At 68.1% G+C, this 26445-nt stretch carries 29 protein-coding genes; 16 read left to right on the forward strand and 13 right to left on the reverse strand.

Annotated features, from left to right (window positions below; genetic code table 11):
- Window positions 1-240: 240 nt before the first annotated feature.
- Both ASE31_RS26305 and ASE31_RS26310 read left to right on the forward strand, forming a co-directional pair.
- Complete coding sequence (locus ASE31_RS26305) at window positions 241-1119, forward strand: 2-keto-4-pentenoate hydratase (RefSeq protein WP_057205395.1); 879 nt, start codon at window positions 241-243, stop codon at window positions 1117-1119.
- Between the two features lie 143 nt (window positions 1120-1262).
- Complete coding sequence (locus ASE31_RS26310) at window positions 1263-2465, forward strand: L-dopachrome tautomerase-related protein (protein WP_200961170.1); 1203 nt, start codon at window positions 1263-1265, stop codon at window positions 2463-2465.
- Here the strand turns inward: ASE31_RS26310 and ASE31_RS26315 are convergent.
- Both ASE31_RS26315 and ASE31_RS26320 read right to left on the reverse strand, forming a co-directional pair.
- Window positions 2423-3367, reverse strand: a complete 945-nt coding sequence (locus ASE31_RS26315) for a LysR family transcriptional regulator (RefSeq protein WP_057205402.1) — start codon at window positions 3365-3367, stop codon at window positions 2423-2425. The two genes, ASE31_RS26310 and ASE31_RS26315, sit on opposite strands and share 43 nt — an antisense overlap.
- A gap of 54 nt (window positions 3368-3421) precedes the next feature.
- Entirely contained in the window at window positions 3422-4111 is a 690-nt protein-coding gene (locus ASE31_RS26320; RefSeq protein ID WP_057205405.1) for a GntR family transcriptional regulator, read from the reverse strand.
- 179 nt (window positions 4112-4290) lie between these two features.
- Here ASE31_RS26320 and ASE31_RS26325 point away from each other — a divergent pair, with 179 nt between their 5' ends.
- The 3 genes from ASE31_RS26325 to ASE31_RS26335 are packed head-to-tail and all read left to right on the forward strand — an operon-like array spanning window position 4291 to window position 7203.
- Window positions 4291-5094 carry an igiC gene (locus ASE31_RS26325; protein ID WP_057205408.1) on the forward strand — a complete coding sequence of 268 codons (804 nt, stop codon included), beginning with the start codon at window positions 4291-4293 and terminating at the stop codon, window positions 5092-5094.
- A 26-nt stretch (window positions 5095-5120) separates the two neighbouring features.
- The gene (locus ASE31_RS26330; protein ID WP_057205411.1) at window positions 5121-6104 is read left to right on the forward strand and encodes a tripartite tricarboxylate transporter substrate binding protein; all 984 of its coding nucleotides are present in this window, start codon (window positions 5121-5123) and stop codon (window positions 6102-6104) included.
- Between the two features lie 7 nt (window positions 6105-6111).
- A complete protein-coding gene (locus ASE31_RS26335) occupies window positions 6112-7203 on the forward strand; it encodes a TRAP transporter substrate-binding protein (protein WP_057205414.1) in 1092 nt (363 codons plus the stop codon).
- A gap of 96 nt (window positions 7204-7299) precedes the next feature.
- Here the strand turns inward: ASE31_RS26335 and ASE31_RS26340 are convergent, their stop codons facing one another.
- Together ASE31_RS26340 and ASE31_RS26345 are read right to left on the reverse strand one after the other, a co-directional pair.
- A complete protein-coding gene (locus ASE31_RS26340) occupies window positions 7300-7722 on the reverse strand; it encodes a nuclear transport factor 2 family protein (RefSeq protein WP_162261440.1) in 423 nt (140 codons plus the stop codon).
- A gap of 26 nt (window positions 7723-7748) precedes the next feature.
- Entirely contained in the window at window positions 7749-8264 is a 516-nt protein-coding gene (locus ASE31_RS26345; protein WP_162261441.1) for a heme-binding protein, read from the reverse strand.
- Between the two features lie 158 nt (window positions 8265-8422).
- Here ASE31_RS26345 and ASE31_RS26350 point away from each other — a divergent pair, with 158 nt between their 5' ends.
- Window positions 8423-9043, forward strand: coding sequence for a hypothetical protein (locus tag ASE31_RS26350; protein WP_057205423.1), 621 nt, complete (start codon window positions 8423-8425; stop codon window positions 9041-9043).
- Window positions 9044-9067: 24 nt separating this feature from the next.
- Here the strand turns inward: ASE31_RS26350 and ASE31_RS26355 are convergent, their stop codons facing one another.
- A complete protein-coding gene (locus tag ASE31_RS26355) occupies window positions 9068-10453 on the reverse strand; it encodes a hypothetical protein (RefSeq protein WP_057205426.1) in 1386 nt (461 codons plus the stop codon).
- 179 nt (window positions 10454-10632) lie between these two features.
- On the opposite strand from ASE31_RS26355, the gene ASE31_RS26360 reads away from it, so the two are divergent.
- On the forward strand, window positions 10633-11568 hold the full coding sequence (locus tag ASE31_RS26360; RefSeq protein ID WP_057205497.1) for a LysR family transcriptional regulator: 936 nt from the start codon (window positions 10633-10635) through the stop codon (window positions 11566-11568).
- Window positions 11552-12583 (forward strand): tripartite tricarboxylate transporter substrate binding protein, encoded by a 1032-nt coding sequence (locus tag ASE31_RS26365; protein WP_082604383.1) that lies wholly within the window; start codon window positions 11552-11554, stop codon window positions 12581-12583. Before ASE31_RS26360 ends, ASE31_RS26365 begins: the two co-directional genes overlap by 17 nt.
- 9 nt (window positions 12584-12592) lie before the next feature.
- On the opposite strand, the gene ASE31_RS26370 is transcribed toward ASE31_RS26365, so the two are convergent.
- A complete protein-coding gene (locus ASE31_RS26370; protein ID WP_057205429.1) occupies window positions 12593-13750 on the reverse strand; it encodes an ABC transporter substrate-binding protein in 1158 nt (385 codons plus the stop codon).
- Window positions 13751-13951: 201 nt separating this feature from the next.
- Between ASE31_RS26370 and ASE31_RS26375 the strand changes: the two genes are divergently transcribed.
- Window positions 13952-14242 (forward strand): hypothetical protein, encoded by a 291-nt coding sequence (locus tag ASE31_RS26375; RefSeq protein ID WP_157412672.1) that lies wholly within the window; start codon window positions 13952-13954, stop codon window positions 14240-14242.
- Between the two features lie 333 nt (window positions 14243-14575).
- Here ASE31_RS26375 and ASE31_RS32855 read toward each other — a convergent pair whose 3' ends face one another.
- Together ASE31_RS32855 and ASE31_RS26385 are read right to left on the reverse strand one after the other, a co-directional pair.
- Window positions 14576-14914, reverse strand: a complete 339-nt coding sequence (locus ASE31_RS32855; protein WP_235514779.1) for a hypothetical protein — start codon at window positions 14912-14914, stop codon at window positions 14576-14578.
- A 23-nt stretch (window positions 14915-14937) separates the two neighbouring features.
- On the reverse strand, window positions 14938-15138 hold the full coding sequence (locus ASE31_RS26385) for a hypothetical protein (RefSeq protein ID WP_057205438.1): 201 nt from the start codon (window positions 15136-15138) through the stop codon (window positions 14938-14940).
- Window positions 15139-15379: 241 nt separating this feature from the next.
- On the opposite strand from ASE31_RS26385, the gene ASE31_RS26390 reads away from it, so the two are divergent.
- The 3 genes from ASE31_RS26390 to ASE31_RS26400 all read left to right on the forward strand — a co-directional run bounded on the left by ASE31_RS26390 (window position 15380) and on the right by ASE31_RS26400 (window position 17366).
- The gene (locus tag ASE31_RS26390) at window positions 15380-15715 is read left to right on the forward strand and encodes an I78 family peptidase inhibitor (RefSeq protein WP_057205440.1); all 336 of its coding nucleotides are present in this window, start codon (window positions 15380-15382) and stop codon (window positions 15713-15715) included.
- A gap of 7 nt (window positions 15716-15722) precedes the next feature.
- Window positions 15723-16052: a hypothetical protein gene (locus ASE31_RS26395; protein WP_057205443.1), complete on the forward strand. Its 330-nt coding sequence runs from the start codon at window positions 15723-15725 to the stop codon at window positions 16050-16052.
- 135 nt (window positions 16053-16187) lie between these two features.
- Window positions 16188-17366 (forward strand): MFS transporter, encoded by a 1179-nt coding sequence (locus tag ASE31_RS26400; protein WP_057205506.1) that lies wholly within the window; start codon window positions 16188-16190, stop codon window positions 17364-17366.
- Here ASE31_RS26400 and hemW read toward each other — a convergent pair whose 3' ends face one another.
- From hemW to ASE31_RS26425, 5 genes are all read right to left on the reverse strand, one after another.
- Window positions 17367-18644, reverse strand: a complete 1278-nt coding sequence (hemW, locus tag ASE31_RS26405) for a radical SAM family heme chaperone HemW (protein ID WP_057205446.1) — start codon at window positions 18642-18644, stop codon at window positions 17367-17369.
- A gap of 18 nt (window positions 18645-18662) precedes the next feature.
- Window positions 18663-19262 carry an RdgB/HAM1 family non-canonical purine NTP pyrophosphatase gene (gene rdgB / locus ASE31_RS26410; protein ID WP_057205449.1) on the reverse strand — a complete coding sequence of 200 codons (600 nt, stop codon included), beginning with the start codon at window positions 19260-19262 and terminating at the stop codon, window positions 18663-18665.
- A 55-nt stretch (window positions 19263-19317) separates the two neighbouring features.
- Window positions 19318-20046: a ribonuclease PH gene (rph, locus tag ASE31_RS26415; protein WP_057205451.1), complete on the reverse strand. Its 729-nt coding sequence runs from the start codon at window positions 20044-20046 to the stop codon at window positions 19318-19320.
- Between the two features lie 141 nt (window positions 20047-20187).
- Window positions 20188-21090, reverse strand: coding sequence for a PP2C family serine/threonine-protein phosphatase (locus tag ASE31_RS26420; RefSeq protein ID WP_057205454.1), 903 nt, complete (start codon window positions 21088-21090; stop codon window positions 20188-20190).
- A gap of 82 nt (window positions 21091-21172) precedes the next feature.
- The gene (locus ASE31_RS26425) at window positions 21173-22189 is read right to left on the reverse strand and encodes a serine/threonine-protein kinase (RefSeq protein ID WP_008905072.1); all 1017 of its coding nucleotides are present in this window, start codon (window positions 22187-22189) and stop codon (window positions 21173-21175) included.
- Between the two features lie 75 nt (window positions 22190-22264).
- Here ASE31_RS26425 and ASE31_RS26430 point away from each other — a divergent pair, with 75 nt between their 5' ends.
- The 4 genes from ASE31_RS26430 to ASE31_RS26445 all read left to right on the forward strand — a co-directional run bounded on the left by ASE31_RS26430 (window position 22265) and on the right by ASE31_RS26445 (window position 26437).
- Window positions 22265-23182: a YicC/YloC family endoribonuclease gene (locus ASE31_RS26430; RefSeq protein ID WP_082604384.1), complete on the forward strand. Its 918-nt coding sequence runs from the start codon at window positions 22265-22267 to the stop codon at window positions 23180-23182.
- A 36-nt stretch (window positions 23183-23218) separates the two neighbouring features.
- Entirely contained in the window at window positions 23219-23839 is a 621-nt protein-coding gene (gene gmk, locus ASE31_RS26435) for a guanylate kinase (RefSeq protein WP_057205460.1), read from the forward strand.
- A gap of 19 nt (window positions 23840-23858) precedes the next feature.
- A complete protein-coding gene (gene rpoZ, locus ASE31_RS26440; protein WP_005794722.1) occupies window positions 23859-24062 on the forward strand; it encodes a DNA-directed RNA polymerase subunit omega in 204 nt (67 codons plus the stop codon).
- Between the two features lie 98 nt (window positions 24063-24160).
- Window positions 24161-26437, forward strand: a complete 2277-nt coding sequence (locus ASE31_RS26445) for a bifunctional (p)ppGpp synthetase/guanosine-3',5'-bis(diphosphate) 3'-pyrophosphohydrolase (protein WP_057205462.1) — start codon at window positions 24161-24163, stop codon at window positions 26435-26437.
- Window positions 26438-26445 lie beyond the last annotated feature (8 nt).

The raw sequence follows: 26445 nt of genomic DNA on the forward strand, positions 1-26445 counted from the left end.
GGGGTTGTGCATCTGCGGACCTTACAGGGTGGCAGGTGTTGCACTTCAGTTTTGAATCCGCCCCCTCAAACCGGATTTGAAAATCACGGCGCGGGCAGCCCGGCCACTTTCAACACCGCGCCGAAACTCTTGGCGCCGGGCAAGGCTTGGCGGCGCGGCATTTACCGTCTACGCTGCCAGCGCGGGGCATACCCCGCCGCAACGACAGCACAACAACTCACAACGACAGGAGACACCACCATGCCCTTGAAGCAAGCCCTTGCCACCACCGCCGCCGCTCTGCTGGCGCTGGGAACGGCCACCACCGCCCACGCCGATTGCCTGACCGATGCGCAGGCCGCCGAGCTGCTCGCGCATTACGTGGCGCGCACCCCAGCACCCAACCCGGTGAACCTCTCGGACGCCGATGGCGCCTGCACGCGCGGCAAGCTCAACCAGTTGCTGGCCCAGCGCATGGGCAAGGTGGTGGGCTACAAGGCGGGGCTCACCAACCCGGCGGTGCAAAAGCGCTTCAACACCGACAAGCCGGTGTGGGGCAAGCTCTATGACGGCATGGTGCTGCAGAGCGGCGCCACGGTGGAGGCGGCTTTCGGCGCCCGCGCGCTGTACGAGGCCGACATGCTGGTACGCGTGAAAAGCGCGGCCATCAACCATGCGAAGACGCCCGAAGAGGTGCTGGACGCCATCGACCAGGTGATCCCCTTCATCGAGCTGCCCGACCTGATGGTGCAGGCGCCACCCCAGCTCAACGGCGCGGGCGTCACGGCCATCAACGTGGGTGCGCGCCTGGGCGTTGCCGGCACGCCGCTGCCCATACCGGCCTACCGAGGCGAGCGCTACGCCTTCCTCAAGGCACTGGCCGACATGAATGTCTCGCTCACCGATGGCGCGGGTGCGCGCCTGGGTGGCGGCAAGGGCAGCGACATCCTGGAGCACCCGCTCAACGCCGTCACCTGGCTGGCCACCGCGCTGCAGCAGGAGGGCATCACGCTGCAGCCGGGCGATCTGGTGAGCCTGGGCTCGTTCTCGGCGCTGCTGCCGCCCAAGGCCGGTCTGGCGGTCACGGCCACCTACGACGGGTTGCCGGGCGCCGTGCCAGTGCGCGTGACCTTCAAGTAGGCGGCCTGCGGCGTCTTTCTTCAACGGAACGCCGAAACTGTTAGCGCGCCGGGGCGCTTTATCCTGGCCGTGATCGCTTCTACGCTGGCCGTGCGGGATGGACTTCCATCCCGCACGCACAACAACGACAGGAGACCGATCGAATGCACCCGACCCAATTATTCCGCACTGCGCTTGCCATGGCCTGCGCCACACTGGGCACCACCGCGCTGGCCCAGGCGGGCCACAATGCAGCCCCCGGTGCCACGGGCCAGCCCACCCTCGAAGTCCACGCCCAACTCGATGCCGCGGACATCGGCGGCATCACGCAGATGCCAGACGGCCGGCTCATCGTGGGCTACCACCCGCTCTATGGGCCCAAGGTGCAGGTGGCGCTGCTCAACGCAGACCGGCGCAGCACCACGCCCTACCCCAGCACCGATTGGCAAAGCTGCAAGCACGCCGACGGCAGTTGGAAGAGCGACTTCAACCGCTGCCTGGACTGGGTGCTGGGCCTGCACACCGATGCCAGCGGCATCCTTTGGATGCTCGATTCGGCCAAGACCACCGACCAGGCCGCGGGCCGCCCGGCCGGCCTGGTGCCCAAGCTCGTGGGCTGGAACACGCGCACCAACCGCCTGCACAAGGTCATCCCCATCACCGGCGATGCCACGGTGACCGAGTCGCAGCACAACGACTTCGTGATCGACCTGCGGCGCCAGGTGATAGTGATCGCCGACGAGGCCATCGGCGAGAACTCCAACGGCGTTGGCGACAAGGCCGCGCTGGTGGTGGTCGACCTCAAGACCGGCCAGAGCCGCCGCCTGCTGCAGGGCCACGAGAGCGTGCTGCCCGTGAAGGACCCGATCACCTGGGACGTGGGCCAGCCCACGGCCGGCAGCTTCGCGCTGGGCGTGGGGGTGGACGGCATCGCGCTCGACCGCAAGGGCGAGTGGCTGTACTTCGCGCCCTTGAGCGCCTACAAGATGTACCGCATCCGCATGCGCGACCTGCTCGATGCGCGCCTCACGCCCGAGCAGCTGGGCGCCAAGGTCGAGACCTATGCCGACAAGCCCTTCAACGGCGGCCTGTCCATCGACGCCCGGGACAACCTGTACCTCACCGAGGTGGGCGAGCGCGCCGTGGGCGTCATCCCGCCCGGCACGCGCAAGTACACGCGGCTGGTGACCGACCCCGGCATGGTCTGGCCCGATGGGGTGACCTACAACCGCGATGGCTACATGTACACCGGCGCCGCGCAGTTGCCGCTGACCGACGTGTTGCAGGCCGACAAGGTGGGCAAGAACAAGGCCCCGTACCTGGTCTACCGCTTCAGGCCGCTTGCGCCTGGAACGCCGGGGTTCTGACCGCCCTGCAGCCCGGCAAAGCGCAGGGCCAGAAAGTCCACCAGCGCGCGCACGCGCGCCGGCACGAAGCGGTTGCTGGGCAGGATGGCGTTGAGCGGGTAGTGCTCGCCATGCCAGTCCGCCAGCAGGCGCACCAGCGCACCCGAGGCCAGGTCATGCACCACGTCGAGTTCGGACTTGTAGAGCAGCCCCGCGCCGGCCAGCGCCCACTGGTGGGCGATGGCCGCGTCGTTGGCATCGCGGTCGCCGTCCACCCGCACCTCGGTCCAGTGGCCCGCCTGCTCGAAGCGCCAGGCGTCGTAGCGCTTGCCTGCCAGGTGGAAGGTCAGGCAGTTGTGCTGCGCCAGGTCCCCGGGCGTTTGCGGCGCGCCGTGGCGCTGCAGGTAGGCGGGCGCCGCGCACAGCACTCGGCGCGTGGTGTGCAGCTGGCGCGCCACCAGGCCCGAGTCGCTGAGCGCGCCGTAGCGCAGGGCGATGTCCACCGCGTCGCGCAGCACGTCCTGCACGCGGTCGCTCACCGTCAGGGCCACGCGCACGCCGGGGTGGCTTTCCACGAAGGCATCGAACCAGGGCAGCAGCACGCTGCGCGTGAGGTCCGAGGGCGCGGCCACGCGCACCGTGCCCACCAGCGAGCGGCTTTCGCTGGCCAGCTGTGCCTCGCCCTCCTCCAGCAACTCCAGCGCGCGCGTGGCGTAGTCCAGCAGGGTCTGGCCCTGCGGGGTGATGCGCATGGCGCGGGTGGAACGCTCGAACAGGCGCGCGTCGAGCTGCGCCTCCAGCCGCTTGAGCATGGCGCTGGCCGCAGCCGGGGTGATCCCGAGCACGGCCGCTGCGGCGGTGAGCGAGCCGCCGCGCGCGGTCTCCACCAGCACGCGGATGTCTTCGACGTTCTGGATCTTCATGGCCTGTCGTCTCCCGCTGGTGTGGTGGTGGTGCCCGCGCGCCGCCGTGCAATCTCAGGCGGCCGCGGCACGCGCGCGCCGGGGCGCGGGCGCAGCGGCCAGGACCTCGCGCATGGCCTGCACGATGGCCTCGCTCTTGTGCTGCAGGTGGGTTTTCAGGATGCTGGCCATGGCCGCGCTGTCGCGCCGCTGCAGGGCGTTGAGCATGCCTTCGTGCTCGGCCATGGCGCGCGCCCAGATCTCGGGCGTCATGGGCGAGGCGAAGCGTATGCGGCGGATGCGCGCGTTCAGGATGCTGTACTGCGACACCAGCACGGGGTTGCGCGCGGCCTGCACGATGGCCTCGTGGATCTGCCGGTTGAGCGCGTAGTACGGCGCCATGTCGCGCTGGTCATAGGCCTGGCGCATCTGCGCATGCAGGCCGGCCAGGGCGTCGAGCTCGGGCTGCGTGATGCGCTGGCAGGCCTGCTCGCCCGCCAGGGCCTCCAGCGCGCCGGCCACCGCGAACAGGCCCTCCACCTCGTCGAGCGAGAGCTCGCGCACGCGCGCCCCCCGGTTGGGCAGCAGCTCCACCTGGCCCTCGGCGGCCAGCACCTTGAGCGCCTCGCGCAACGGCGTGCGCGATACGCCGAAGCGCTCGCACAGCGCGGCCTCGGGCACCTTCTGGCCGGGCGGCACCTCGCCGCGCACGAACACTTCGCGCAGGTCTTCCAGCAGGGTGGTGTGGACGAATTCTTTGGACATGGGTAATTATGAATTCATTTTTAGCATCATCAGCGGAAATTACGCCTATTTCAGGATGAATTTTGCCTCTTTGAATTCAAATTGCTTGACATGCTCAGGCCGTCTCCCTACATTCGAATGCATTCATTCGGCCAATGAACACCCCAATCAACCCCTCATTCAATCCCAGGAGACAGAAAATGAATGCATTTCAGCAAGGTATCCGTGAAATCGACGGTTCCACCCACGACGAGCAACGCTATGTGAATGCGCTCGGCCCGCGCGGTGTGATTGGCGTGATGACGCCCGGCCCGAACGTGAACGTGGAGAACGAAATGATGGACATGCGCCCGCGCGGCGTGATCAACGCCGTCGACCGCTACTACGTGCCCAACCAGAAGATCCAGCAGGACGAGGACTGGTCCATCATCATGCGCAACGTGACGGCCAACCTCGACGACTCGGTGCGCCGCCTGAACGAGGCACTGATCGACCACCTGGTGCTGGGCATGTCCTCGCAGAGCTACATGGGCGGCGAGAAAGGCAGCTTTGCACTGCTGGAGCACCTGCAGAAGACCTCGGGCGTGGACGTGACCATGGGCGCGCAGTCGGCCGAGCAGGCCTTCAAGCTGTGCGGCGCCAAGCGCATCGCGCTGCTCACGCCCTACTACCCGGTGATCGAGACCAACGCCATCGACTACTTCACCGCGCGCGGCTTCGAGGTGGTGCACGTCGAGGGGCTCAAGTGCAAGAGCATCATCCACGTCGCCTCGCAGACCTACGAGCAACTAGCCGAGGCCACGCTGCGCTGCGAGGCCGCCAAGCCCGACGCCATTTTGCAGCTGGGCACCAACCTGGCCTATGCCCGCGTGGCCAACGACGCCGAGAAGTGGCTCAAGAAGCCGGTGTTCGCATCGGGCCCCGTCATCTACTGGTCGGCCCTGCGCAAGATGGGCATCAAGGACCAGTTCCCCGGTTTCGGCAGCCTGACCGAATACCACTGAGCCCTGCGGTGCGAGGAGACAAGACCATGAAAAATATCGACCGCCGCCGCGCCATCGTGGCCGCCGCCGCCTGCCTGTCTGCCCTGGCCTTGCCGGCCGGCGCGCAGGAGGCCTATCCATCCCGGCCGGTGAACCTGGTCGTAGGCTTCGCACCGGGCGGGGGCACCGACCTCATCGCGCGGCAGATCGCACCGCGCCTGTCCGAACTGCTCAAGCAGCCCGTGGTGGTGGAAAACCGCGCCGGCGCCAGCGGCACCATCGCCGCCGGCGTGGTGGCCAAGGCCAAGGCCGACGGCTACACCCTGCTGCTGGGCCACGTGAGCTCCAACGCCATGGTGCCGGCCATCACGCCCAAAATGCCGTATGCGGCGGGCAAGGACTTCGCGCCCATCGTGCTCATCGGCAGCGTGCCGCAGGTGGTGGTGGTGCCGGCGTCGTCGCCCGCAAAGACGCTGCAGGAGTTCATCGCCATGGCCAAGGCGAAGAGGGGCGCGGTCAACTACGCCTCGTCGGGCCAGGGCACGCAGCAGCACTTCGCGGCCGAGCTGTTCCAGTTGGCCACGGGCACCAGCATGACGCATGTGCCCTACAAGGGCAGCGGCGCGGCGCTCACTGACCTGATCTCGGGCCAGATCGACGTGAACTTCGACACCGTGCCCACGGTGCTGCAGCACATCCGCGCGGGCAAGCTGCGGGCCCTGGCCGTGACCACGCGCAGCCGCGTGGCTACCCTGCCCGACGTGCCGACCGTGGCCGAGGCCGGCGTGCCCGGCTACGAGATCGGCGCCTGGTACATGCTGATGGGCCCGGCCGCCCTGCCCCGCCCCGTGCGCGACGCGCTGGCCGCCGCCATGGCCAAGGTGCTGGCCACGCCCGACGTGCGCGAAAAGCTCGCCGCGCTGGGCACCGAGATCGCAGGCGGCACGCCCGAGGAGGCGCAGGCCTACCTGGGCACCGAGATCACCAAGTGGGCCCGCCTGGCGGCCGACAAGAAGATCACTGCGGAGTGAATGCGCCATGCTGAACGACACCACCAGCCCCCTGCCCCGGCGCCGCGCACTGGCTGCCGCGCTGGCCACTGCATCGCTGGCCGCCGCGCCCGCCGTGCACGCCCAGGCGGCATCGCCCGCCCCCATCCGCTGGCGCATGGGCACCTCGTGGCCCACCGCGCTGCCGCTGCTGCATGAAACCGCCGTGGACTTTGCCGACAGCGTGCGCGCCGCATCGGGCGGGCGCCTGGCCATCGAGGTCATCGACCCCGGCAAACACGGCGCGCCCGCCGGGCTGCTGCAGGCGGTAAAGGAGGGCCGATTCGAGATCGGCCACACCACCGCGCAGTACTACGCAGCCCAGGTGCCGGCCATCGACTTTTTCACCGCCATCCCCTTCGGCCTGACGGCGCTGGAAAACCACGCCTGGCTGGCCGAGGGCGGCGGGCAGGCGCTGTTCGAGCCCATCCTGGCGCAGCACAACGTGCTGCCGCTGGCGGTGGGCGACACCGGCGTTCAGATGGGCGGCTGGTTCGCCAAGGAGCTGAAGACGCCCGAGGACTTGAAGGGCGTGCGCATCCGCATCGCGGGCTTTCCGGGGCGGGTGCTGGCGCGCGTGGGCGCGGTGCCGGTGAACCTGCCGCTGGGCCAGATCGTCGCGGCCTTTGCCGAGGGCAGGATCGATGCGGCCGACGTGGTCGGCCCGGCCATCGACGCCACGCTGCCGCTGGCGCAGTACGCGCCGCACTACTACGCGCCCTGGCACGAGCCCGATGTGGTGATGCACGCCTTCATCGACCGCGCGAAGTTCATGGCGCTGCCCGCCGACCTGCAGCACATCCTGCGCCAGGTGGCCCAGGCCGCCGCGCTGCGCTCCATGGCCCGCGCGCAGGACCGCAATGCCGTGGCCATGCGCGCACTGGAAGGCCGGGGCACGGCGCTCAGGCAGTTGCCGCCATCGGTGCTGGCGGCCCTGAAGACCGCCACGGCGCAGGAGCTGGCCGAAAGCGCCAGGGCCGACGCCGATGCGAAGAAGGTCATCGACAGCCTGCTGGCGTACAAGGCGCGCGTTGCGCCGTATGCCCTGCAGGCCGATGGCGCCATCTTCCAATCGCGCTGATCCGAAGAAAAATACCCCGGGCACTAATGGTGCCCGGGGCATGCCTGTTGCGATGCAAGGGCCGGTCAGGCCCGTGCCGGCGGTCCTCCCCTCCAACTACCTGGCAGCCAGTGGCGTGTAGTGAAGGTGCTGCAGCTGCAGCGCACCGTTGGTACGTGCCCAGATCATGGTCAGGGCGTAGCGCACCTCCACCGGCGTGGTATTGGGCGCCGCCACGTAGCCGATGCGGGTGCCGGTGACCACGGCGACATCGCCGATCAGCTGCACCTTGATGTCCTCAGCACGCAGATTGATGCGCATGTCCGACGAGAACAGGTCCGTGAAGGGCTTGAGCTCCAGGCGCTGCAGCTCCTTTGACGAAGGCGTGAACTCGGTGAACCCGCCCGGGGGCCGGTACCTGAGGAAGCCCGGCGCGTCCTTGGCCGTCATGCGGGCATAGATGTCCACGCTGGCCGCCGCAGCGTCTTCGGCCAGGCCCGCCATGGCTGGCGAGGCCAGCAGCAGAAGGCCGAGGGCCATGGCGCCAGAGAGCAGGGCTTGCCGCATCATTTCAATGCCTCCGCGCCTGCGAAGGCCACCTTCTCGTCGTTGGCCGAAGCCACGCCCGAGACACCGATGCTGCCCACGATCTTGCCGCCGCTGACGATGGGCACGCCGCCCTGCAGCAGGGTCAGCTCACGGGCCGACAGCAGGCCCAGGGCACCGCCGCCCGAGGCCACGGCCTCTTCCAGCACGCGCGTGGGGCGGCGCATGTCCAGCGCCGTGCGGGCCTTGCCCTGCGCCACGGCGATGCTGGCATGGTGGGTGTTATCGAACTTCTGGTACATGACCATCTGGCCGCCGCTGTCCAGGATGGCGATGGCCACATTCCAGCCATTGCCGCGCGCCAGCGCGTCGGCGGCCGACATGGCCTTGCGCGCCATGTCCAGGGTCAGGGCCGGGCCGTAGTCGGGCACCGCCGGCTGGGCCTGCGACTGCGCACCCAAGCACAGCCCCAGCACCAGGGCTGTAGCCATGCCGGCATGGCGCAGGCCCTTCATGGGCAGGGACAAAGATTTCACCGTTCGCATCGTTTCCACCTCCAGGGTTAATGGTGGGCAAACTGTAGGAGCCGGGTGCCGCGCTGATAAGCCGGTGCGAACCGCTTTCAGTTTCAAATGAGGTTTGAAGAAGCCCATGGGGCGGGCAATTGCCCGCGCGTGCACCGGATAATCCGCCCATGAACAGCCAGCTGCGCTTTGTGATGCACCCTGCCGACGAACGCGAGTTCGCTGCGCAGGTCCTGGCCGACCCTGCGGTGCTGCTGATCGACGGGCCACGCTGGCAGGCTGCGGCGCCGCAGACCTTCCGCGACCTCGACGCCATCCGCGGCAACTACTGCATCCTCTGGTCGCCCGATGACCAAGCAGCGCTGCAAGCCCGCTACATCGCCGGCTGCAACGACTGGTATTGCGAATCGGAGTACGCCACCGTGCAGTTCCTGCGCTCCGAAATCTTTGCGGACGGTGTGCTCTTCGAGGGGCGCATCGCGGTGGCCACGGGCAGCGCCAGCGCGCAGGCCGCCCAGGGAGTCGAGCGGCGCTACAAAACGCTGGGCCGCTTCGTGCGCAAGCACTACAGCAACGCCGTGCTGCGCTGGTGCAACCCCGCCATGCCCTTCGGCCCGGCCGTGCCAGGGCGCTCGGCCAACCCCGGCAAGCCGGACGCTCAGGTCTGGGTGGGCCCGCATGCGCTGCAATGTCTGCGCGATGGTGGTGAGCAGCAGCAGCGCTGCGTCAAGCAGTCGCGCAACGCGGTGGTGGAGGCGCGGCTGGCTGACAGCTTCTCTACGGCTGCCTGACAACCGCGCCTTTGGGCCTGAGCTTCAAGGCCGCGTGCGCGCCGGCACCCGCGTCTCCAGCGCGCCGGGCACGTAGGCCGGCGCAAAGGTGCAGCCCGTGCCGAAGCGCGCTTCGAGCGACGTGCAACGCTGCGCCACGCTGGCGGGTGTGGGCTTGGTGCGCGTCTCCACCCAGTCGAGCAGCGAGGTCACCAGCGCCGGGTAGGTCGGGTCGCTGATGTAGCTGTGCGTGCCGGTGGTCACGAAGGTCTGCACCAGGCGGTCGCCGCTGCCGCCGCGGTCCATCACGGTCTTGAAGTAGGCGTCCAGCTCGACGAAGGCCGTGGGGTCGCTGATCCATTTGGTGGTGAGCACGGGCACGGGGATGGTGCCTTTGGGGTCGGTGTCGTCGGCAAAGCGCTGCACGGCCACCGGGTCGGCGCGGTAGCGCAGCACGCCGGCGTTGAGGGCGGCGTCGTCGGCCGAGCCGCTGTAGACCACGCCGGTGTTGCCAAAGGGGCTGGCGCCGCCGGTGCGCTTGGCGGTCACGTCCTGGAAGTGGTAGGTGCCCCAACTCAGGTGGGCCGAGATGGCGCTGGCGGGGATCTTGATGACTTTCTCGATGGTCTCGACCTTGCGCTGCTGCTCAGGCGTGCGCTGGGCGGCGGTCTTGTCCAGGCCCAGGCATTCGTTGGCGCGGGCGTTGAAGTCGTCGCGCGCCAGGGTCAGCGTGGCGGGCAGGCCGAGGTTGAGCGCATAGCTCGCCTCGGTGGGCCGGGGGTGGTTGTTGCACAGGTATTGGTAGACGGCGCGCAGGTCCAGGCGGAAGTCGTACGAGCGCGTGCCGCCGGCCAGCACGCCACTGGTGAGCAGCACTGCGTCGTACGGCTGCGCGCCCACGGTCTGCGCGGTGAACATCTCAGCGGCCTTGGCGGCCACGCCCGCGCCCCACGACTGCCCGTGCAGCACCGTGCGCTTGGGCACCGCCACATGCTCGTTGAAGATGCGGCGCAGGCGCTCGGTGTCTTCGGCTGCAGCGCGCACTTCCACGCCGCCCTGGCGGAAGGTGGAGCCCGCCCAGGCGTAGCCGGCCTTGACCATGATGGCCCAGCGCACCAGGTCCTCCTGCGCGCGCTCGGCCGTGGGGGCCGCCAGATCGGGCCCGCCGTGTGCGTGCAGGATCAGGTTGCCGCCCCAGTCCTTGGGCGTGGCGATGAGGTAGTAGGCTCCGGCCGAATCGCGCCCGCCCTGGCAGGTGGCGGTGGCGGGCAGTTCGGCCGGGCAAGCCACCGCAACGGGCTTGGCTTCGGGCGGGTATGCGGGGCTGTCGCTGCCGCCGCAGGCGGACAGCAGGGTGATGGCTGACAGGGTGGAAAGGACGGACAGGGTCGACGAAGCGACCGGGCTGCGCGAGCCGGTGGTGAAACGCATGGATTTTGTCTCCGGTTGTTGTTGTGTCAAAAGCGTGCTCCTGTGCGCAATGCACAGGCGGGCACGAAGCCCGCCACAGGGAAACCGACGAGGCCGGTTGCAAGGAACAGGGCGTATCCTAGGAGCGTAGGCTGCACATGCCAAACACCTGAATAATCTGTGGTCCATACGTTATGAATATCGAGTTTCGGCACCTGCGCTACTTTGTCGCCGTTGCGGATGCCAGGCACATCACGCGCGCTGCCGAGCGCCTGGGCATGCAGCAGCCCCCGCTGAGCCAGCAGATCAAGGGGCTGGAGGTGGAGCTCGGTGTGCCGCTGTTCCTGCGCCATCCCAAGGGCGTGACGCTGACCGATGCGGGCCAGCTCTTCTATGCCGAGGCCACGCGCCTGCTGCGCGACTGCGCGGCCATGCAGGAGCGCATGCTGGCCTTTGCCGACGGCAGCCAGGGCATGCTCTCCATCGGTTTCACCAGCTCGTCGGCGGCGCACGACTTCACGCCCGAGGCGCTGCGCATGTGCCGCGCCACCTACCCCGGCATTCAGCTGGTGGTAAGCGAGAACAACGCCGCCGAGATCACCGAGGCGGTGGCCTCGTCCCGACTGCACTGCGGCTTTCTGCGCGTGCCCGTGGCCTGGCCCAAGGGCGTGGTGCTCAAGACCTTGCTGCAGGAGCCGGCCGTGCTTGCCATGCCGCGCGACCACCCGCTGGCGCAGGCGCCTGTGGGCAAGAAGCAGTTGCCCGTGCAGCTCAAGGAGCTGCAGGGCGAGAAGTTCATCTTCGTGCGCAAGCCCGGCGCGCCGGGGCTGTATGCCAACCTGCTGGAGCTGTGCACGCGCGAGGGCGTGGCCATCAACGTGGTGTCTGAGGTGGACCGCATGATGACCAACCTGAACCTGGTGGCCGCCGGGGCCGGCATCTCGGTGGTGCCCTCGTCCATGCAGGGCACGCACCACAACGCCATCGTCTACCGGCCGCTGGCCCGCGCGGTGAAGCTGGGCGCGCCATTGACGCTGGCGTACCGCAAGAGCGACTGCCACGGCCCCACGGGGGCCTTCGTCGAGCTGGTCACGAAGATCGCGGCCGGAAGGGCCAAAGTTGCTGCGACGGCCTGAGCCACTTCTGCCCACCACTGCCACCCTGCCCCGCCGCCACCTGTTGCGCTGGGCTGCGGGCGGCGCGGCCCTGGTGGCTGCAGCACCCGCCGTGCATGCAGCAGCCGCACCGCGCTGGCCCAGCCGCCCGGTGCGGCTGATCGTGGTGTACCCGCCCGGCGGCGTAAGCGATGCCACGGCGCGGGCGCTGGCGCAGCCGCTGGCGCGCGCCCTGGGCGTTCCGGTGCTGGTGGACAACCGCGCCGGTGCCGGCGGCTCGGTGGGCATCGACCTGCTGGCCCGCGCCGCGCCCGACGGGCACACCCTGGCGTTCTCGGCCATCACGCCGGTCACGCTGCAGCCGCTCTTGGTGCCCGGCGGCCTGCGCGATCCGCTCGGCCTGGTTATGCCGGTCGTAGGCATCATGCACACGCCGGTGCTGGTGATGGGCACGCCGGCCCTGGGCCCGCGCTCGTTCACCGAGATGGTCGCCCTGGCGCGCACGCGGCCCGGCGCCGTGCGCTGGGCCAGTTCGGGCGTGGCCACTACCGGGCACATGGTGCTGGTGCAGACGCGCCTGCACAGCGGGGCCGACATCACCCACGTGCCCTACCAGGGCGGCGGTGCGCAGCTCAACGACGCGCTGGGGGGCCAGTTCGAGGTGCTGTCGTCCAACCTCGCGGCGCAGCAGCTCGAGTATGTGGCCGCCGGCCGCCTGCATGCACTGGCCGTGGGCTCGCCCGCGCGCCTGCCGGCGCTGCGCGAGGTGCCCACCCTGGCCGAGCTGGGCTACCCGCGCGCCAACCTGAGCTCGCTGTTCGGCTTGTTCGCCCCCGCGCGCACCCCGCCCGCCGTGGTACAGGGGCTGAACGAGGCGGTCAACCGCATCCTCGGTGCCGGGGGCTTTGCCGCGGTGCTGAGGGACAAGCACCTGCTGCCCGCGGGCGGCACAGTGGCCACCTTCGCGCAGCAGATCGCCACAGACCGGCAGGGCAACGAGGCACTGGTGCGCCACAGCAGCGCCGTGTTGCGCTGAAGCCGATCCTTATTGCCGGATGCGGCCGGTAGCGCTCACGATGGACAGCTCCACGAAGCGCGAACCCGCGCGCTGTCCGGGGCGGTAGCCCACGGTGTAGCCACCCAGGTCCAGGCTGTCGATGCTGTCCAAGGCAGCGGCCAGGTTTTCGCGCGTAGGCTTGGCGCCGGCCCGGCGGGCGGCCTCGGCGATCACCTTGGCGGCGATGTAGCCTTCCATCATGGCGTAGCTCACGGGCACGTCGGGGTCGCCGCTCTTGGCCTGCACCTCGCGGAATTCCTTGCTCAGCTTGCTCGATGCGCGGTACGGGTTGGGCGTGACCTGGGCGATCGATATGCCCTGCATGTGCTCTTCGGCCAGGCGCTTGGCCAGTTGCTCCAGGTCCACGTCGGAGGAGGCGAATAGCCGGGCGGTGCCGCCTTCCAGCCGGTACTTCTCGATGAAGGCCGAAGCGGCGGCGCCGCTGGTGATGAGGATGATGGCCTGGGGCTTGGCCGCCTGCAGCAGCTTGTTGGCGTTCTCCATGCGCAGGGTGTCCATCTCGTACGAACCCTTGGCCACGAGACTGCCGCCGTTCTTCTTCACGGCCTCCTCAGCGCTGGCCAGCAGCGCGGGGGCGTCGGGCCCCTCCTCGTACAGCAGGCCCAGCTTGGTGATGCCCACGGTGGCCAGGTGCTCGGCGATCTTGCCGATCTCGTCGCGCAGGCCGGCGCGCACGTTGTAGAGCAGGGGCGAGTCAGGCTGGAAGGTGCTGCTGCGGTAGCCCACCAGCGCGATCTTCTCCTTGGCCAGCAGGCCCGACTTCTGCAGTGCCGCCAGGTTGCCGGCGCCCATGTAGCCCGCCAGCAGCAGCGGGCGCTGCTCGGCCAGCAGCAGCTGCGTTGCGGCCAAGGTCTGGTCGGCGCGGCCGGTGTCGTCCTTGCGCGCCAGCACCAGGGTGTTGCCGTTGATGCCACCGGCTTTGTTGACGTGGTTGAAGTACATCTGCATGCCTGCCGAGTAGCCCCGGCCGTCGCTGGCCTTGAGGCCCGACAGCGGCGCCACCTGGCCGACCACGATGGGGGCTGCCTGCGCCGCCCCCACCGTAGCGGCGAGCAGCACGCCCGCACTTAGAACAGGGCTGGCAAGCCAGTGGCGGACAGCGGTCGCGGCGGCGCTCGGGTTCATGTGTCTCCTCGGGTCTTTGTCGTTGTGGGCATGCCAGCGCAGCGCGCCGGTGACCGAGCGCGTTTATACCAGCACCGCCGCCTTACCGACAGCCTTCTGTCAGCTTCGAACCCAGCGAAAACTTAGCCAGTGCTGGCCATATGGGCTTGCATGATGGCCTGCGGAGTGCAACCATGGCTGGTCAATTCCTGGGGGAACACCATGAAGAAACTGCTCTTGCTGCTGATGGCCTTGGTGGTATCGCATGGCGCCCTGGCGCAGTCCGGGGAGGCGCCGAGCCTCGACCGGGTGCCGATGCCGTCCATCGAGCGCCCGGCGGCCAGCACCGCCGGCAAAGGCGCGACGCGGGCCCTCGTGATCGAGCCCACCTATTTCTACACCTATCTGTTGAGCACCAGCACGGGCAATGTGGTACAGGTCGGCACGCAGCCGCTGGGGTACCTGACGCGCACCGATGCCTTCATCGAGTTGACCGGATACTTAGTCCACTGAAACCGAGAAATCGGCTGTGCGCCGGGGTGGCAGTGGGATGCAGCGCAAGGCGCGGGCTGCGGCCAAGGCTGGCCGACTTGGCAAAGCCCGCAACGCCGCGATGCGCCCGCGGCAACCCCGGCCCGCAGGGTGAGGGTCTGGCAGAGCCGATTTCTCGGTTTCAGTGGACTATGATGCACGGCAGCTGGCACCTTCATCCCGTTCGCGGGCTACTACGCGGACCGGTACAACTGCCCGCTCTACAACGGCATCATTGCGGTGGCATGGGCGCCTGAGCTCGTCTACGCGCCCTGGATCTGGTACTACTTCCTCACGCCGTAAAGACGCCGGGGTTCAGCGCACCACCAGGGCCAGCACCAGCAGGCGATCGGCGATGCTCTCGGCATCCTGCTCCATGTCTGCCAGGCTGAAGCTGCCCGCGCACCAGCCGCCGTACCAGATGCGAAAGGCCTGCACGCCCGCGACAGGCGAATGTTCGCCGTACCAGCGGATGGCTTCTTCGATGCGCGAGTGGTAGGTGGGGCTGCCCACTTGGTCCTGCTCGTCGAACATGCGGGCACGGTAGCCTTGCGCGCCGTCGTGCGCGATGTGCAGGATAAGGCTGACCTGCAGGCTGCCGTCGTCATTGGGTGCCAGGTTAGTGCGTTGGCTGGGGTGGGCGGCGGCAAGCATGGTGGTTGTACTCTTGAACGCCATCAGCCCATCGCCTGGAATTCGCCATGCAGCGTGTCCCCGAACTGGGGTTCCCATTGCACATGGGCCATGTCGGCCTTGCCCACCATGAGGTACTCGCTCTGCTGGGACTGCGCGGCAGCCCGCATCGGCTGGCCCATTTGCAGGGGGTCCGGCTCGCCGATCCGTTCAAGGCGCCGGGTGTAGAGGTCATCGAAGTGCATGGTTCCATCCTCGCGTTCGGGAAAAGACTGGGCTATGGAAAGATTGGCGCACTTTCGGCGGGAACCCGGGGTCGGATAGCCGATGTCACATGTGTAGGAAATGTCCTGCAATGCCCTGTCTCCCTGTAGGCGCTGGCGCCGTGGTTACGCCACGTCACAAATGACGGGCTCGCCAGGCGTTATGGTGGCAAGGCCACGCGCGCTCCGTGCGCCCCTTTTTGTCCATCCGAGGAGACCCTCCATGCACCACTGCCACCAAACCCTTCTCACCGCCTGCGCTGGCCTGTGCATGGCCCTGCTGGCGGGCTGCGCCGGCACGCCCGCGCGTCCGCCAGCAGCCGACACACCCTCGGTAGGCCCCGGCCCCAGGGGCGGAACCTGCAACGCCGCACCGGCCCAGGGTGCCAAGGGCAAGCAGCCCACGGCCAGCACGGTCGAGCAGGCGCGCGTGGCCTCGGGCGCAGCCATGGCCCGCGTGCTGCGCGACAACCAGCCTGTGACGATGGAGTTCAACGCCGAGCGGCTGAACCTGGTGACGGACGCCAGCGGCAAGATCACCACAGTGCGCTGCGGCTGAGCGCACCATGGCCGACGCAAGGGCATCCCTGCCCACCTGCCTGGCCCTGGCCCTGCTGATGGCCGGCAGCGCCCTTGCGCAGGTGCCGACAGGCACTGCACCCGCAGCGGCCGACACGCGCCTGCAGCAGCGCCGCACCTGTGATGCCTTGCCAGCCCAGATCTACCTGGGCTGGCAGGCCACGCCGTTTGTCGTGGAGCAGGCACGCCAGGCATCGGGCGCCACCTGGGCCTGGCCACTGGAGCCTGGCGTGGGCATCAAGGGCGTGGTAGTCGAAGGCCGGTTGCTGCTGGGGCTGGATGCTGCAGGAATGATCCTGTCGGCGCACTGCGCCTGATCCCCATGCGCGGGCCGGCCGGGGTGCGCGGCCAGGAACGTACGCGGCGGAGCAGACGCAGAAGGAGCATCGGCTGCAAGTACCATCACGGGGCAATTCGCACCCCGCCTGCTCTTGTGCGCCGTCCGCTTTCCGATGCATTTACCCTCCCCCACCGTCCGCGCCGTCGCCGCCCTCTCGCTCACCCAGCTCATCGGCTGGGGCTCCACCTTCTGGCTGCCGGCGGTCACCGGGCCGGCCATGGCGGCCGAGCTGGGCATGGGCCTGCCACTGGTGATGGCCGGGCCCACGGCCATGCTGGTGGTGATGGCCCTGGCCTCGTGGCCGCTGGGCGCCATGTTCGAGCGCCATGGCGCGCGCCCGGTGATGGTGCTGGGCTCGCTGCTGGGCGCGCTGGGCCTGGCGCTGGTGGGGCTGGCGCAAGGCCCCGTGTCCTACCTGCTGGCGTGGGCAGTGCTAGGCCTGGCCGGTGCCGGCATGCTGAGCACGCCGGCGCAGATCGCGGTGACCGAAATCGCGGGCGACAAGGCGCGCCGGGCGCTGGGTGTGCTGATCCTGGCTGGGGGCCTCACCTCCACCCTCTTCTGGCCGCTCTCGGGGCTGCTGCAGGCCCAGTGGGGCTGGCGCGCGGCGACGCTGGCCTTTGCCGCGCTGGTGCTGCTGGTCTGCCTGCCGCTGCACTGGGCCGTGCTGGCGCGCCGGCCCAGGGGTACCACCGCCACCCAGGTGCCGGCCGAGCCCGTCCCCATCGACCGGCCCCGCTTCGCCCTGCTGGCCGTGGGCTTTGCCGCCAATGGCTTCGTGACCTGGGGCTTTGCGCTCACCATCATCATCCTGTTCGAGGCGTCGGGTCTGAGCCACGCCAGCGCGCTGGCGGCGGCGGCCTTCATCGGCATTGCCCAGTGGGCGGGGCGGCTGTTCGACTTTCTGGGCGGCAGGCGCTGGTCGGGCTTTGCCACGGGCCTGGCTGCAGCGGCGCTGTTTCCGCTGAGCTTCATCGTGCTGATGCTTACCAGCAGCTTCACCGGCGCCCTGCTGTTCGCGCTGGTCTACGGCATGGCGGGCGGCGTCATCGCCGTGAGCCGCGCCACGCTGCCGCTGCTGGTGTTTCCGGCCTCGGCCTATGCGCGCGCGTCGGCGCGGCTGGCTATGCCGCTGAACCTCTCGTTCGCCGCCGCACCGCCGGTGTTCGCCGCCATCCTGACCTCGGCCGGACCCCATGCGGCGCTGTGGCTGGCCTTCGGCATCTCGCTCGTGGCGCTGGCGGCGCTGTTCGGGCTGTGGCGGCTGCAGGGCAGCAGCCCCACCGCCTGATCAGTCGGCCAGGAACAGCTCCTGCAGGTCGCTCAGGAAGTCGAAACCCCGCTCCGTGGGCCGCACCTGGCCACCCGGCTCGCGCACGATCAGGCCCTTGGCCTCGGCCTTGTCCAGCGCCTTGGCGATGGCAGTGACGGGCAGGCCGGTGCGCTCGGTGAAATCCTTGAGCGCAAAGCCCTCGCGCAGGCGCAGGGCGTTGAGCATGTACTCGAACGGCAGGTCGGCGCGGCGCACCTCTTCGTCCTGCGCCACGGCGTGGCCGGCCAGGGCGTTATCCATGTAGCGGCCCGGGTCGCGAAAGCGCACCTGGCGCACCACGCGGTGGGCAAAGCTGAGCTTGCTGTGCGCGCCGGCGCCAATGCCCAGGTAGTCGCCGAACTGCCAGTAGTTGGTGTTGTGCCAGCACTGGTGGCCGGCCCGCGCATAGGCCGAGATCTCGTAGCGCGAAAGCCCCGCCTGGCCCGTCATCTCGGTGATGCGGTCGAGCATGGCGTAGGCCTGGTCGTCCTCGGGGATGGCCGGCGGGTACTTGGCGAAGTAGGTGTTGGGCTCGATGGTGAGGTGGTAGATGGAGATGTGCGGCGGATTCAGCGACAAGGCCATGGCCATGTCTTCCTCCAGCTCGGCCGGGGTCTGCCCCGGCAGGGCATACATGATGTCGAGGTTGAAGGTATCGAAGGCCTCGGACGCCTCCTGCACCGCAGCCAGGGCCTGCGCGCGGTCGTGCACGCGGCCCAGGGCTTTCAGGTGCCGGTCGTTGAAGCTCTGCACGCCGATGGACAGGCGCGTGATGCCCGCAGCGCGAAAGGCCTTGAAGCGGTCTTTCTCGAAGGTGCCGGGGTTGGCCTCCATGGTGATCTCGCAATCGGGCTCCAGGCGCAGGCGCGCGCGGATGCCGCCCACCAAGCGGTCGATGGCCGAAGGCGAGAACAGGCTCGGCGTGCCGCCGCCGATGAAGATGCTGTGCACGGTGCGGCCCCAGATCAGGGGCAGCGCGGCCTCCAGGTCAGCCATCAGGGCGTCGATATAGCGCTGCTCGGGCACCTCGCCGGGCGCGGCGTGCCCCGCATCGGCCCCTGCAGCAGCGCCCCGGTACTCGTGCGAGTTGAAGTCGCAGTACGGGCACTTGCGGATGCACCAGGGCAGGTGCACGTACAGCGACAGCGGCGGCAGGCTCTGCAGCTGCAGCAGGCCCGCGCGCATGTAGTGCTGGATGTCACGCACCACGGCGGGCTCGGCCGCCTCGGTGTCGGGGACGATGGGGATGTGGGTCATGGAAATTCGGAGGGGTGCTCAGAACCAGCGCTCGCGCATCAGCGCCAGCATCTGCTGGGCAGATCGGCCGCGGTGGCTGTGGGCGTTCTTCACTTCCACGGGCAGCTCGGCAAAGGTCTTGCCGAACTCGGGGATGAACATCACGGGATCGAAGCCAAAGCCGTTGCTGCCACGCGGCTCGCGCGTGATCTCACCGACCACGCGGCCCACGGCGATCAGGGGTTCGGGGTCTTCGGGGCTGCGCACCGCCACCAGGGTGCTGACCATGGCGGCGCGGCGCTGGTCGATGCCCTGCATCTGCTCCAGGATGGCGCGCACGTTGGTGTCGTCGCCTTTTTCGTAGCCGAACTGGGTGGCGTAGTAGGCCGTGTCCACCCCCGGCAGGCCGCCGAAGGCGTCCACACACAGGCCGGCATCGTCGGCCAGGGCCGGCAGGCCGGTGTGCGCGGCAGCAAAGCGCGCCTTGGCCAGGGCGTTTTCGACAAAGGTGCGAAACGGCTCCTCGGCCTCGCCCACGCCCAGGTCGCCCTGGCGCACGAGTTCGACCGAGAGCGGTGCCAGCATGGCCTGCAGTTCGGCCAGCTTGCCGCGGTTGTTGGATGCGAGGACCAGTTTCATCGTGAAAAATCGTTGTTGTCAGGGCCGACTGGCGGCCAGCCCGGAGGGAATTGGATCAGTCGCGCAGGGCCTGCTGCTGCAGGGTGATCAGCTCGGCAATGCCCTTTTCGGCCAGGGCCAGCAGCGCATCCATCTCCTGGCGGGTGAAGGCCGCGCCTTCTGCCGTGCCCTGCACTTCCACATAGTGTCCCGCACCGGTCATGACCACGTTCATGTCGGTGTCGCAGCCCACGTCTTCCACGTACTCCAGGTCCAGCAGCGGCGTGCCTTCGACAATGCCCACCGAGATGGCGGCCACAGGCTGCACCAGGGGCGACTTCGTGATCTTGCCGGCGGCCAGCAGCTGGGTGACGGCGTCCTGCGCGGCCACCCAAGCGCCAGTGATGGCGGCGGTGCGGGTGCCGCCGTCGGCCTGGATCACGTCGCAGTCGAGCTGGATGGTGCGCTCGCCCAGCAGCTTCAGATCGAACACGGCGCGCAGGCTGCGGCCGATGAGGCGCTGGATCTCCTGCGTGCGACCGTTCTGCTTGCCACGCGCGGCCTCGCGGTCGCTGCGGCTGTGGGTGGCGCGCGGCAGCATGCCGTACTCGGCCGTGACCCAGCCTTCGCCGCTGCCGCGCTTGTGCGGGGGCACGCGCTCTTCCACCGAGGCGGTGCACAGCACCTTGGTGTTGCCGAACTCGATCAGCACCGAGCCCTCGGCATGCATGGTGTAGTGGCGCGTGATGCGCACGGGGCGCAGTTGGTCGGCGGCACGGTCGCCGGTGCGAAGGTAGGTGGTCATGTGAATTTCCGGTGTCAAAAGAAGGCAGTCGCCCGCTGCGCACGCGGGCAGGCCTGCGGGTCAGGTCGGTGCGTCAGCCAGCGGCCGGCCGCACAAGAGCCGTTCTCCACGGCGCCGCACACCGCCCGCAGCCCATGGAACTCAGGTTTTGCGCGCGGCAGAGCGGCGGATGGCTTCGTTGATCTCGGCGATCGAGCGTTCGATGGCGGCGTCGTCCAGGTCGTCCACCAGCCCGTCGAGCGGACCCGCCTGGATGGTAGAGGCGAACACGTCGTCGCTGATGCTGTCGGTGGACACGCCCTGGGTGGACTCGAACGCATCGGGGGTCTCCCATTCGAGCGCCACCACGGTCACGTTGTCGCTGCTGTCACCGGCGGTGCGCAGGGCCTCTTCCACCAGCTCCGGCACGGCGTGCGACACCGTCTGGCGGGCCATCTGCTTGGCGATCTCTTCGTCGCTGAGCGTGCCCCACAGGCCGTCGGAGCACAGCAGGATGCGGTCGCCCTGCTCCAGGTACACCGGGCCGGTGATGTCGTAGATGGGCTTGGTTGGCGAACCCAGGCAGGTGAACAGCACGTTGCGGTTGATGCGCTCAAGCCCCGGCGGCGGGTTGTTGCGCAGCTCCATGTACGAGTGGTCGCGGGTGCGGGTGAGCAGGTCGCCGTCGCGCACCATGTACAGGCGCGAATCGCCGCAGTGGATCCAGGTGGCCGTGCCGGCCTGCAGCACGGCGGCCACCAGTGTGGTGCGCGGCGTGTCGAGCATGCCCTTGTCGGTGGCGTAGCGCAGGATCTGGTGGTGCGCGGCCAGCAGCGCGCCCGAGAGGAACTCCTGCACGTCCTTGAGCTGGGGTTTGGCCTCGCGCTGGAACAGCGCCGAGATGGTCTGCAGCGCGATCTGCGCCGCCACTTCGCCCTCGGGGTGCCCCCCCATGCCGTCGGCCAGGACGAACAGGCCCGATTCGCGCGTGTAGCAATAGCCCATGCGGTCTTCGTTCTTCTCGCGGCCGCCGCGGCGGCTGATCTGGAATACGGAGAACTTCATAGTGGCCCACGCAAACAAGGATGCACCAATGCATCGTTAGTAAATATGCATCCCGCCCGAACCCGCTTTGCGTGGGTGGTTTTCATTTGGGCTTGGCTCCGATACCGGTGGCTTCACCCACCTTCTGCACATTCTTCTTGGTGTCGGACACCAGGGTGTCGAGCTGCAGGCGCATCTTCTCGGCCACCGTGAGCTTGGTGTAGCGGCGCTCGCCTTCGCGGCTGAGCTCCTTCTGCAAGGCGAACACCGACTGCGGGCGCGACAGCGGATCCAGCGCCATGCACCACTCGACCACCTCGATGAGGTTGTCGGAGTACACGCCGCGCAGCTTGGTCAGCGCCAGCGACAGGCGGTCCTTTTCGATGCGCTGGGGCGCCTCGTTGGGCGGAAAGCCCTGCATGCAGGCATAGATGCAGGCGCCGATGGCGTAGATATCGGTCCACGGGCCCATGGACGAGTCGCGCCGGTACATCTCAGGCGCGGCAAAGCCGGGCGTGTACATGGGGCGGATGAAGTTGCCCTCCTTGGACAGCACCTCGCGCGCCGCGCCAAAGTCGATCATCACCGCCTTGTTGTCGTCGGTGATGAAGATGTTGGCCGGCTTGATATCGAGGTGCAGCATCTTGTGCTGGTGCACGATGCGCAGCCCGCGCAGCACCTCGTCGAACAGCGAGCGGATGGTGGACTCACGGAACACCTTCTGCGTCTTCAGGTCGCGCGCGGTGATGATGAAGTCCTGCAGGGTGGCGCCCTCCAGGTAGTTCATCACCATGTAGACGGTTTCGTTCTCGCGAAAGAAGTTGAGCACGCTCACCACCGAGGCATGCGAGATCTGCGCCAGCGCACGGCCTTCTTCAAAGAAGCTCTTGAGGCCCAGGCGGTAGAGCGAGAGCTTTTCGGACTGCACCTTGGGCAGCAGCTCGCCCGGGGCGCGCGTGGCCAGGGACGAAGGCAGGTATTCCTTGATGGCGACCTGCTGGCCTTCGGCATCGAGGGCCAGATAGACCACACCGAAACCACCGGACGACAACCGACGCACCACACGGTAACCACCAATCGCGGTATCGGGTGGCAAGGGGGCCGGTTTGATTTTTGACATATTTTGCGAAGATGACTCGGGGGTAGGGCGGAACCCGGATAATCGCCGGATCGCAAGCAACCATCAAAAAGTCCAATGCCAGTTTACAGCATGACCGGATACGCCAGCGCGCAGCACGGCACATCCGCCGCTGGCGCTGAAACCGAGGGCCGCGCCACCCAGGCGCGCCGCCTGGGGCTGGAGATCCGCTCGGTCAACAGCCGCTTCCTGGACCTGTCGTTCCGGCTGCCCGACGAATTGCGCGCCATGGAGCCCGCCCTGCGCGCCCTGCTGACCGCGCGCTTGAAACGCGGCAAGGTGGAAGTGCGCGCCGCGCTGGAGAACGAAGACAGCAACACCCTGCAGGACCCCCCTGCCCGCCTGCTGCAGCGCCTCAATTCCCTGCAGGACTCTGTCAAGTCCTGGCTGCCCAACGCCGCGCCCCTGAGCGTGGCCGATGCGCTGCGCCTGTGCGCCAACGCCCATTCGGGCAACGAGGACTGGAGCGAGGCCGTGCCCGCTCTCGCCGAAGAGGCCCTGACCGCGCTGATGTCGGCCCGCGAGCGCGAGGGCAAGCGCCTGGCCGCCATGCTGCTCGACCGCTTGAAGCAGCTGCGCGCCCTGGCCGAGCAGGCCGTGCCCATGGTGCCCTTGCTGGTGGAGCAGCAGCGCCAGCGCTTCATGGAGCGCTGGAAGGAAGCCATGGCCCTGACCGATGGCGCCACCCTGCCCGAGGCCGCCCGCGACCGCGCCCTGACCGAGGCCACCGCCTTCGCCATCCGCATCGACGTGGCTGAGGAGATCACCCGCCTCGACTCCCACCTGGAGGAGATTGAGCGCCTGCTCAAGAAGGGCGGCGAAGTCGGCAAGCGCCTCGATTTCCTGATCCAGGAACTGCACCGCGAGGCCAATACCCTGGGCTCCAAATCGGCCGCCCTGGACCTGACCCGCATCAGCGTGGACATGAAGGTCCTGATCGAGCAGATGCGCGAGCAAGTGCAAAATATTGAATAAGACTCATGTTTTGATAGCGCCTGGCGCACATCACCAATGGACTATCCAGGAAATCTCATCGTAGTGGCAGCCCCCAGCGGCGCCGGCAAATCCAGCCTCGTCAAGGCTCTGCTGGAGCTGGACTCGCACGTCCACCTGTCCATCTCGCACACCACGCGGGCACCGCGCGGCCAGGAAAAGCACGGCCGCGACTATTATTTCGCCTCGCAGTCCGAGTTCGACGCCATGGTCGAGGGCAATGCCTTCGTGGAATGGGCGCATGTGCACGGCAACCGCTATGGCACCTCCAAGAAGGCCATCGAGGAGCGCATTGCCCAGGGCTCGGACGTGATCCTGGAAATCGATTTCCAGGGCGCACTGCAGATCAAGGAGGCGTTTGCCAATGCGCTCCTGGTCTTCATCCTGCCGCCGAGCTGGGAAGAGCTGCGCTCGCGCCTGGAACGCCGCGGCGAGGACTCTCCGGATGTCATCGAAGTCCGCCTCAGGAACGCGGCTACCGAGATGGCACAGGTCAGCAAATTCGACTTCGTTATAATCAATGAGTTGTTTGAGCGCGCGCTTTTCGACCTGAAAGCCGTCGTGCACGCCCAGCGCCTGAAGTACGCCGCCCAGCGACGCGCACGTGCTGACACCTTCCAGTCGCTCAATATCACCTGAATCCCCGGAGTACCCACCGATGGCACGCATCACCGTAGAAGACTGTCTGGAAAAGATCCCCAACCGCTTCCAGCTCGTGCTGGCCGCCACCTACCGCGCCCGCATGCTGAGCCAGGGCCATGCCCCGCGCATCGAAAGCCGCAACAAGCCCGCCGTGACCGCCCTGCGCGAGATCGCCGAAGGCAAGGTCGGCCTGGAAATGCTCAAGAAGGTTCCTGGTTGAATCTTTCTCCGGGCACCGGCCCCCGAGAGCACCGCTTTCATGCGGTGCTTTTTTTTTCCTCGGCGACCCGTATTGCGCACCCGCGCTACATTTAAGGCATGAACGCGGTGTTCAACACTCCTTCGGCAGCAGCGCATGCCCGGCCTGGCGACACCCACGCGCCAGTCAGTGCATCTGCGGCAGCGGCCAACGCCGCGGCCGCCAGCTTTGCCGCGCTCACCGATAACCTCGACTATCTGGACGCTCATAGCATCGAACAGGTGCGCCAGGCCTACCGCTTCGCCGACGAGGCCCACCTGGGCCAGCTGCGCAACAGCGGCGAGCCCTACATCACCCACCCCATCGCGGTGGCCGCCCAGTGCGCCACCTGGAAGCTCGACGCCCAGGCCCTGATGGCGGCGCTGCTGCACGACGCCATGGAAGACTGCGGCGTCACCAAGGTGGACCTGATCGAGCGCTTTGGCGCGCCGGTGGCCGAGCTGGTCGATGGACTGACCAAGCTCGACAAGCTGCAGTTCAACACCCGCGAAGAAAACCAGGCCGAGTCGTTTCGCAAGATGCTGCTGGCCATGGCGCGCGACGTGCGCGTCATCCTCATCAAGCTGGCCGACCGCACGCACAACATGCGCACGCTGTCGGACATGCCGCGCAGCAAGTGGGGCCGCATCTCGTCGGAAACGCTGGAGATCTACGCCCCCATCGCCCACCGCCTGGGGCTGAACCAGACCTACCGCGAACTGCAGGACCTGTCGTTCCGCCACCTGCACCCCTGGCGCTATGCCACGCTGGCCAAGGCGGTGAACAAATCGCGCAACCGCCGCCGCGACCTGGTGCAGAAAGTGCAAGCCGAGGTGGACGCCGCCTTTTCGCGCATCGGCATGCAGGTGCGCCTGGCCGGCCGCGAAAAAACGCTCTACGCCATCTACCAGAAGATGGACCAGAAGCACCTGAGCTTTGCCCAAGTGACGGATATGTACGGATTTCGCGTCATCGTGCCCACGGTGACCGACTGCTACACGGCCCTTGGCGTGCTGCACCAGATGTACAAGCCGGTGCCAGGCAAGTTCAAGGACCACATCGCGATTGCCAAGCTCAATGGCTACCAGTCGCTGCACACCACGCTGGTGGGCCCTTCGGGCGTGAACATCGAGTTCCAGATGCGCACCGACGAGATGCATGTCATCGCCGAGGCCGGCGTGGCCGCGCACTGGCTGTACAAGGCGCAGGACGGCGACGGCACCTCGGCCGAGCGCCTGGGCACCAAGTGGCTGCAGTCGCTGCTCGACATCCAGAACGAGACGCGCGACGCCGCCGAGTTCTGGGACCACGTGAAGGTGGACCTGTTCCCCGACGCGGTCTACGTGTTCACCCCCAAGAGCCAGATCATGGCCCTGCCCCGGGGGGCGACGGTGGTGGATTTTGCCTACGCCATCCACAGCAACGTGGGCGACCGCACCACGGCCGCCAAGATCAACAACGAGCAGGTGCCGCTGCGCACCGAGCTCAAGAACGGCGACGTGGTGGAGATCATCACCGCCCCCATCTCCACCCCCAACCCGGCGTGGCTGGGCTTTGTGCGCACGGGGCGCGCGCGCTCCAAGATCCGCCACTACCTCAAGACCCTGGCGCATGCCGAGTCCGAGGGCCTGGGCGAGAAGCTGCTGACCCAGGCCATCCGCTCCGAAGGCCTGGAGCAGTTGCCCCCAGTGAATGCCGAAACCCAGCCCATGTGGGACAAGCTGCTGCGCTTCACGGGCAACCGCACGCGCAGCGAGCTCATGACCGACCTGGGCCTGGGCAAGCGCATCGCCAGCATCGTGGCCAAGCGGCTCATGGTGCTGATGAGCGAGCACGGCCACCGGCCCGACGCGCTGCTGCTCAGCCGCGAGCGCTACACCTCGCATGAGCGGCTGTCGCAGGGCGCCGTCACCCTGGACGGCAGCGAGAACGCATCGGTTCAGTACGCCCATTGCTGCCGCCCCGTGCCGGGCGACGCCATCGTCGGCTACCTGGGCCGGGGCGAGGGCCTGGTGGTGCACAACACCCACTGCGCGGTGGCCAAGCGACTGCAGCACAAGGACAGCGAGCGCTTCATCGCCGTGGACTGGGCGGACGAGCCCGTGCGCATGTTCGAGACCGGCATCGTCGTCACCATCACCAACAGCAAGGGTGTACTGGCCCGCGTGGCCGCCGACCTGGCCAGTGCCGAGGCAGACATCACCCACGTGGACATGGACGACGAAGTGGCGCTGGACACCACCGACCTGCGCTTCATCGTCGCCGTGCGCGACCAGGCCCATATCGAAGCGGCCCTGCGCAACCTGCGGCGCACCCCGGCGGTCATCCGCGCCAGCCGCATTACCCCAGCGGCCTGAGCGCCGCT

Origin of the sequence: Acidovorax sp. Root217, assembly GCF_001428645.1 — a bacterium.
GTDB lineage: Bacteria > Pseudomonadota > Gammaproteobacteria > Burkholderiales > Burkholderiaceae_C > Acidovorax.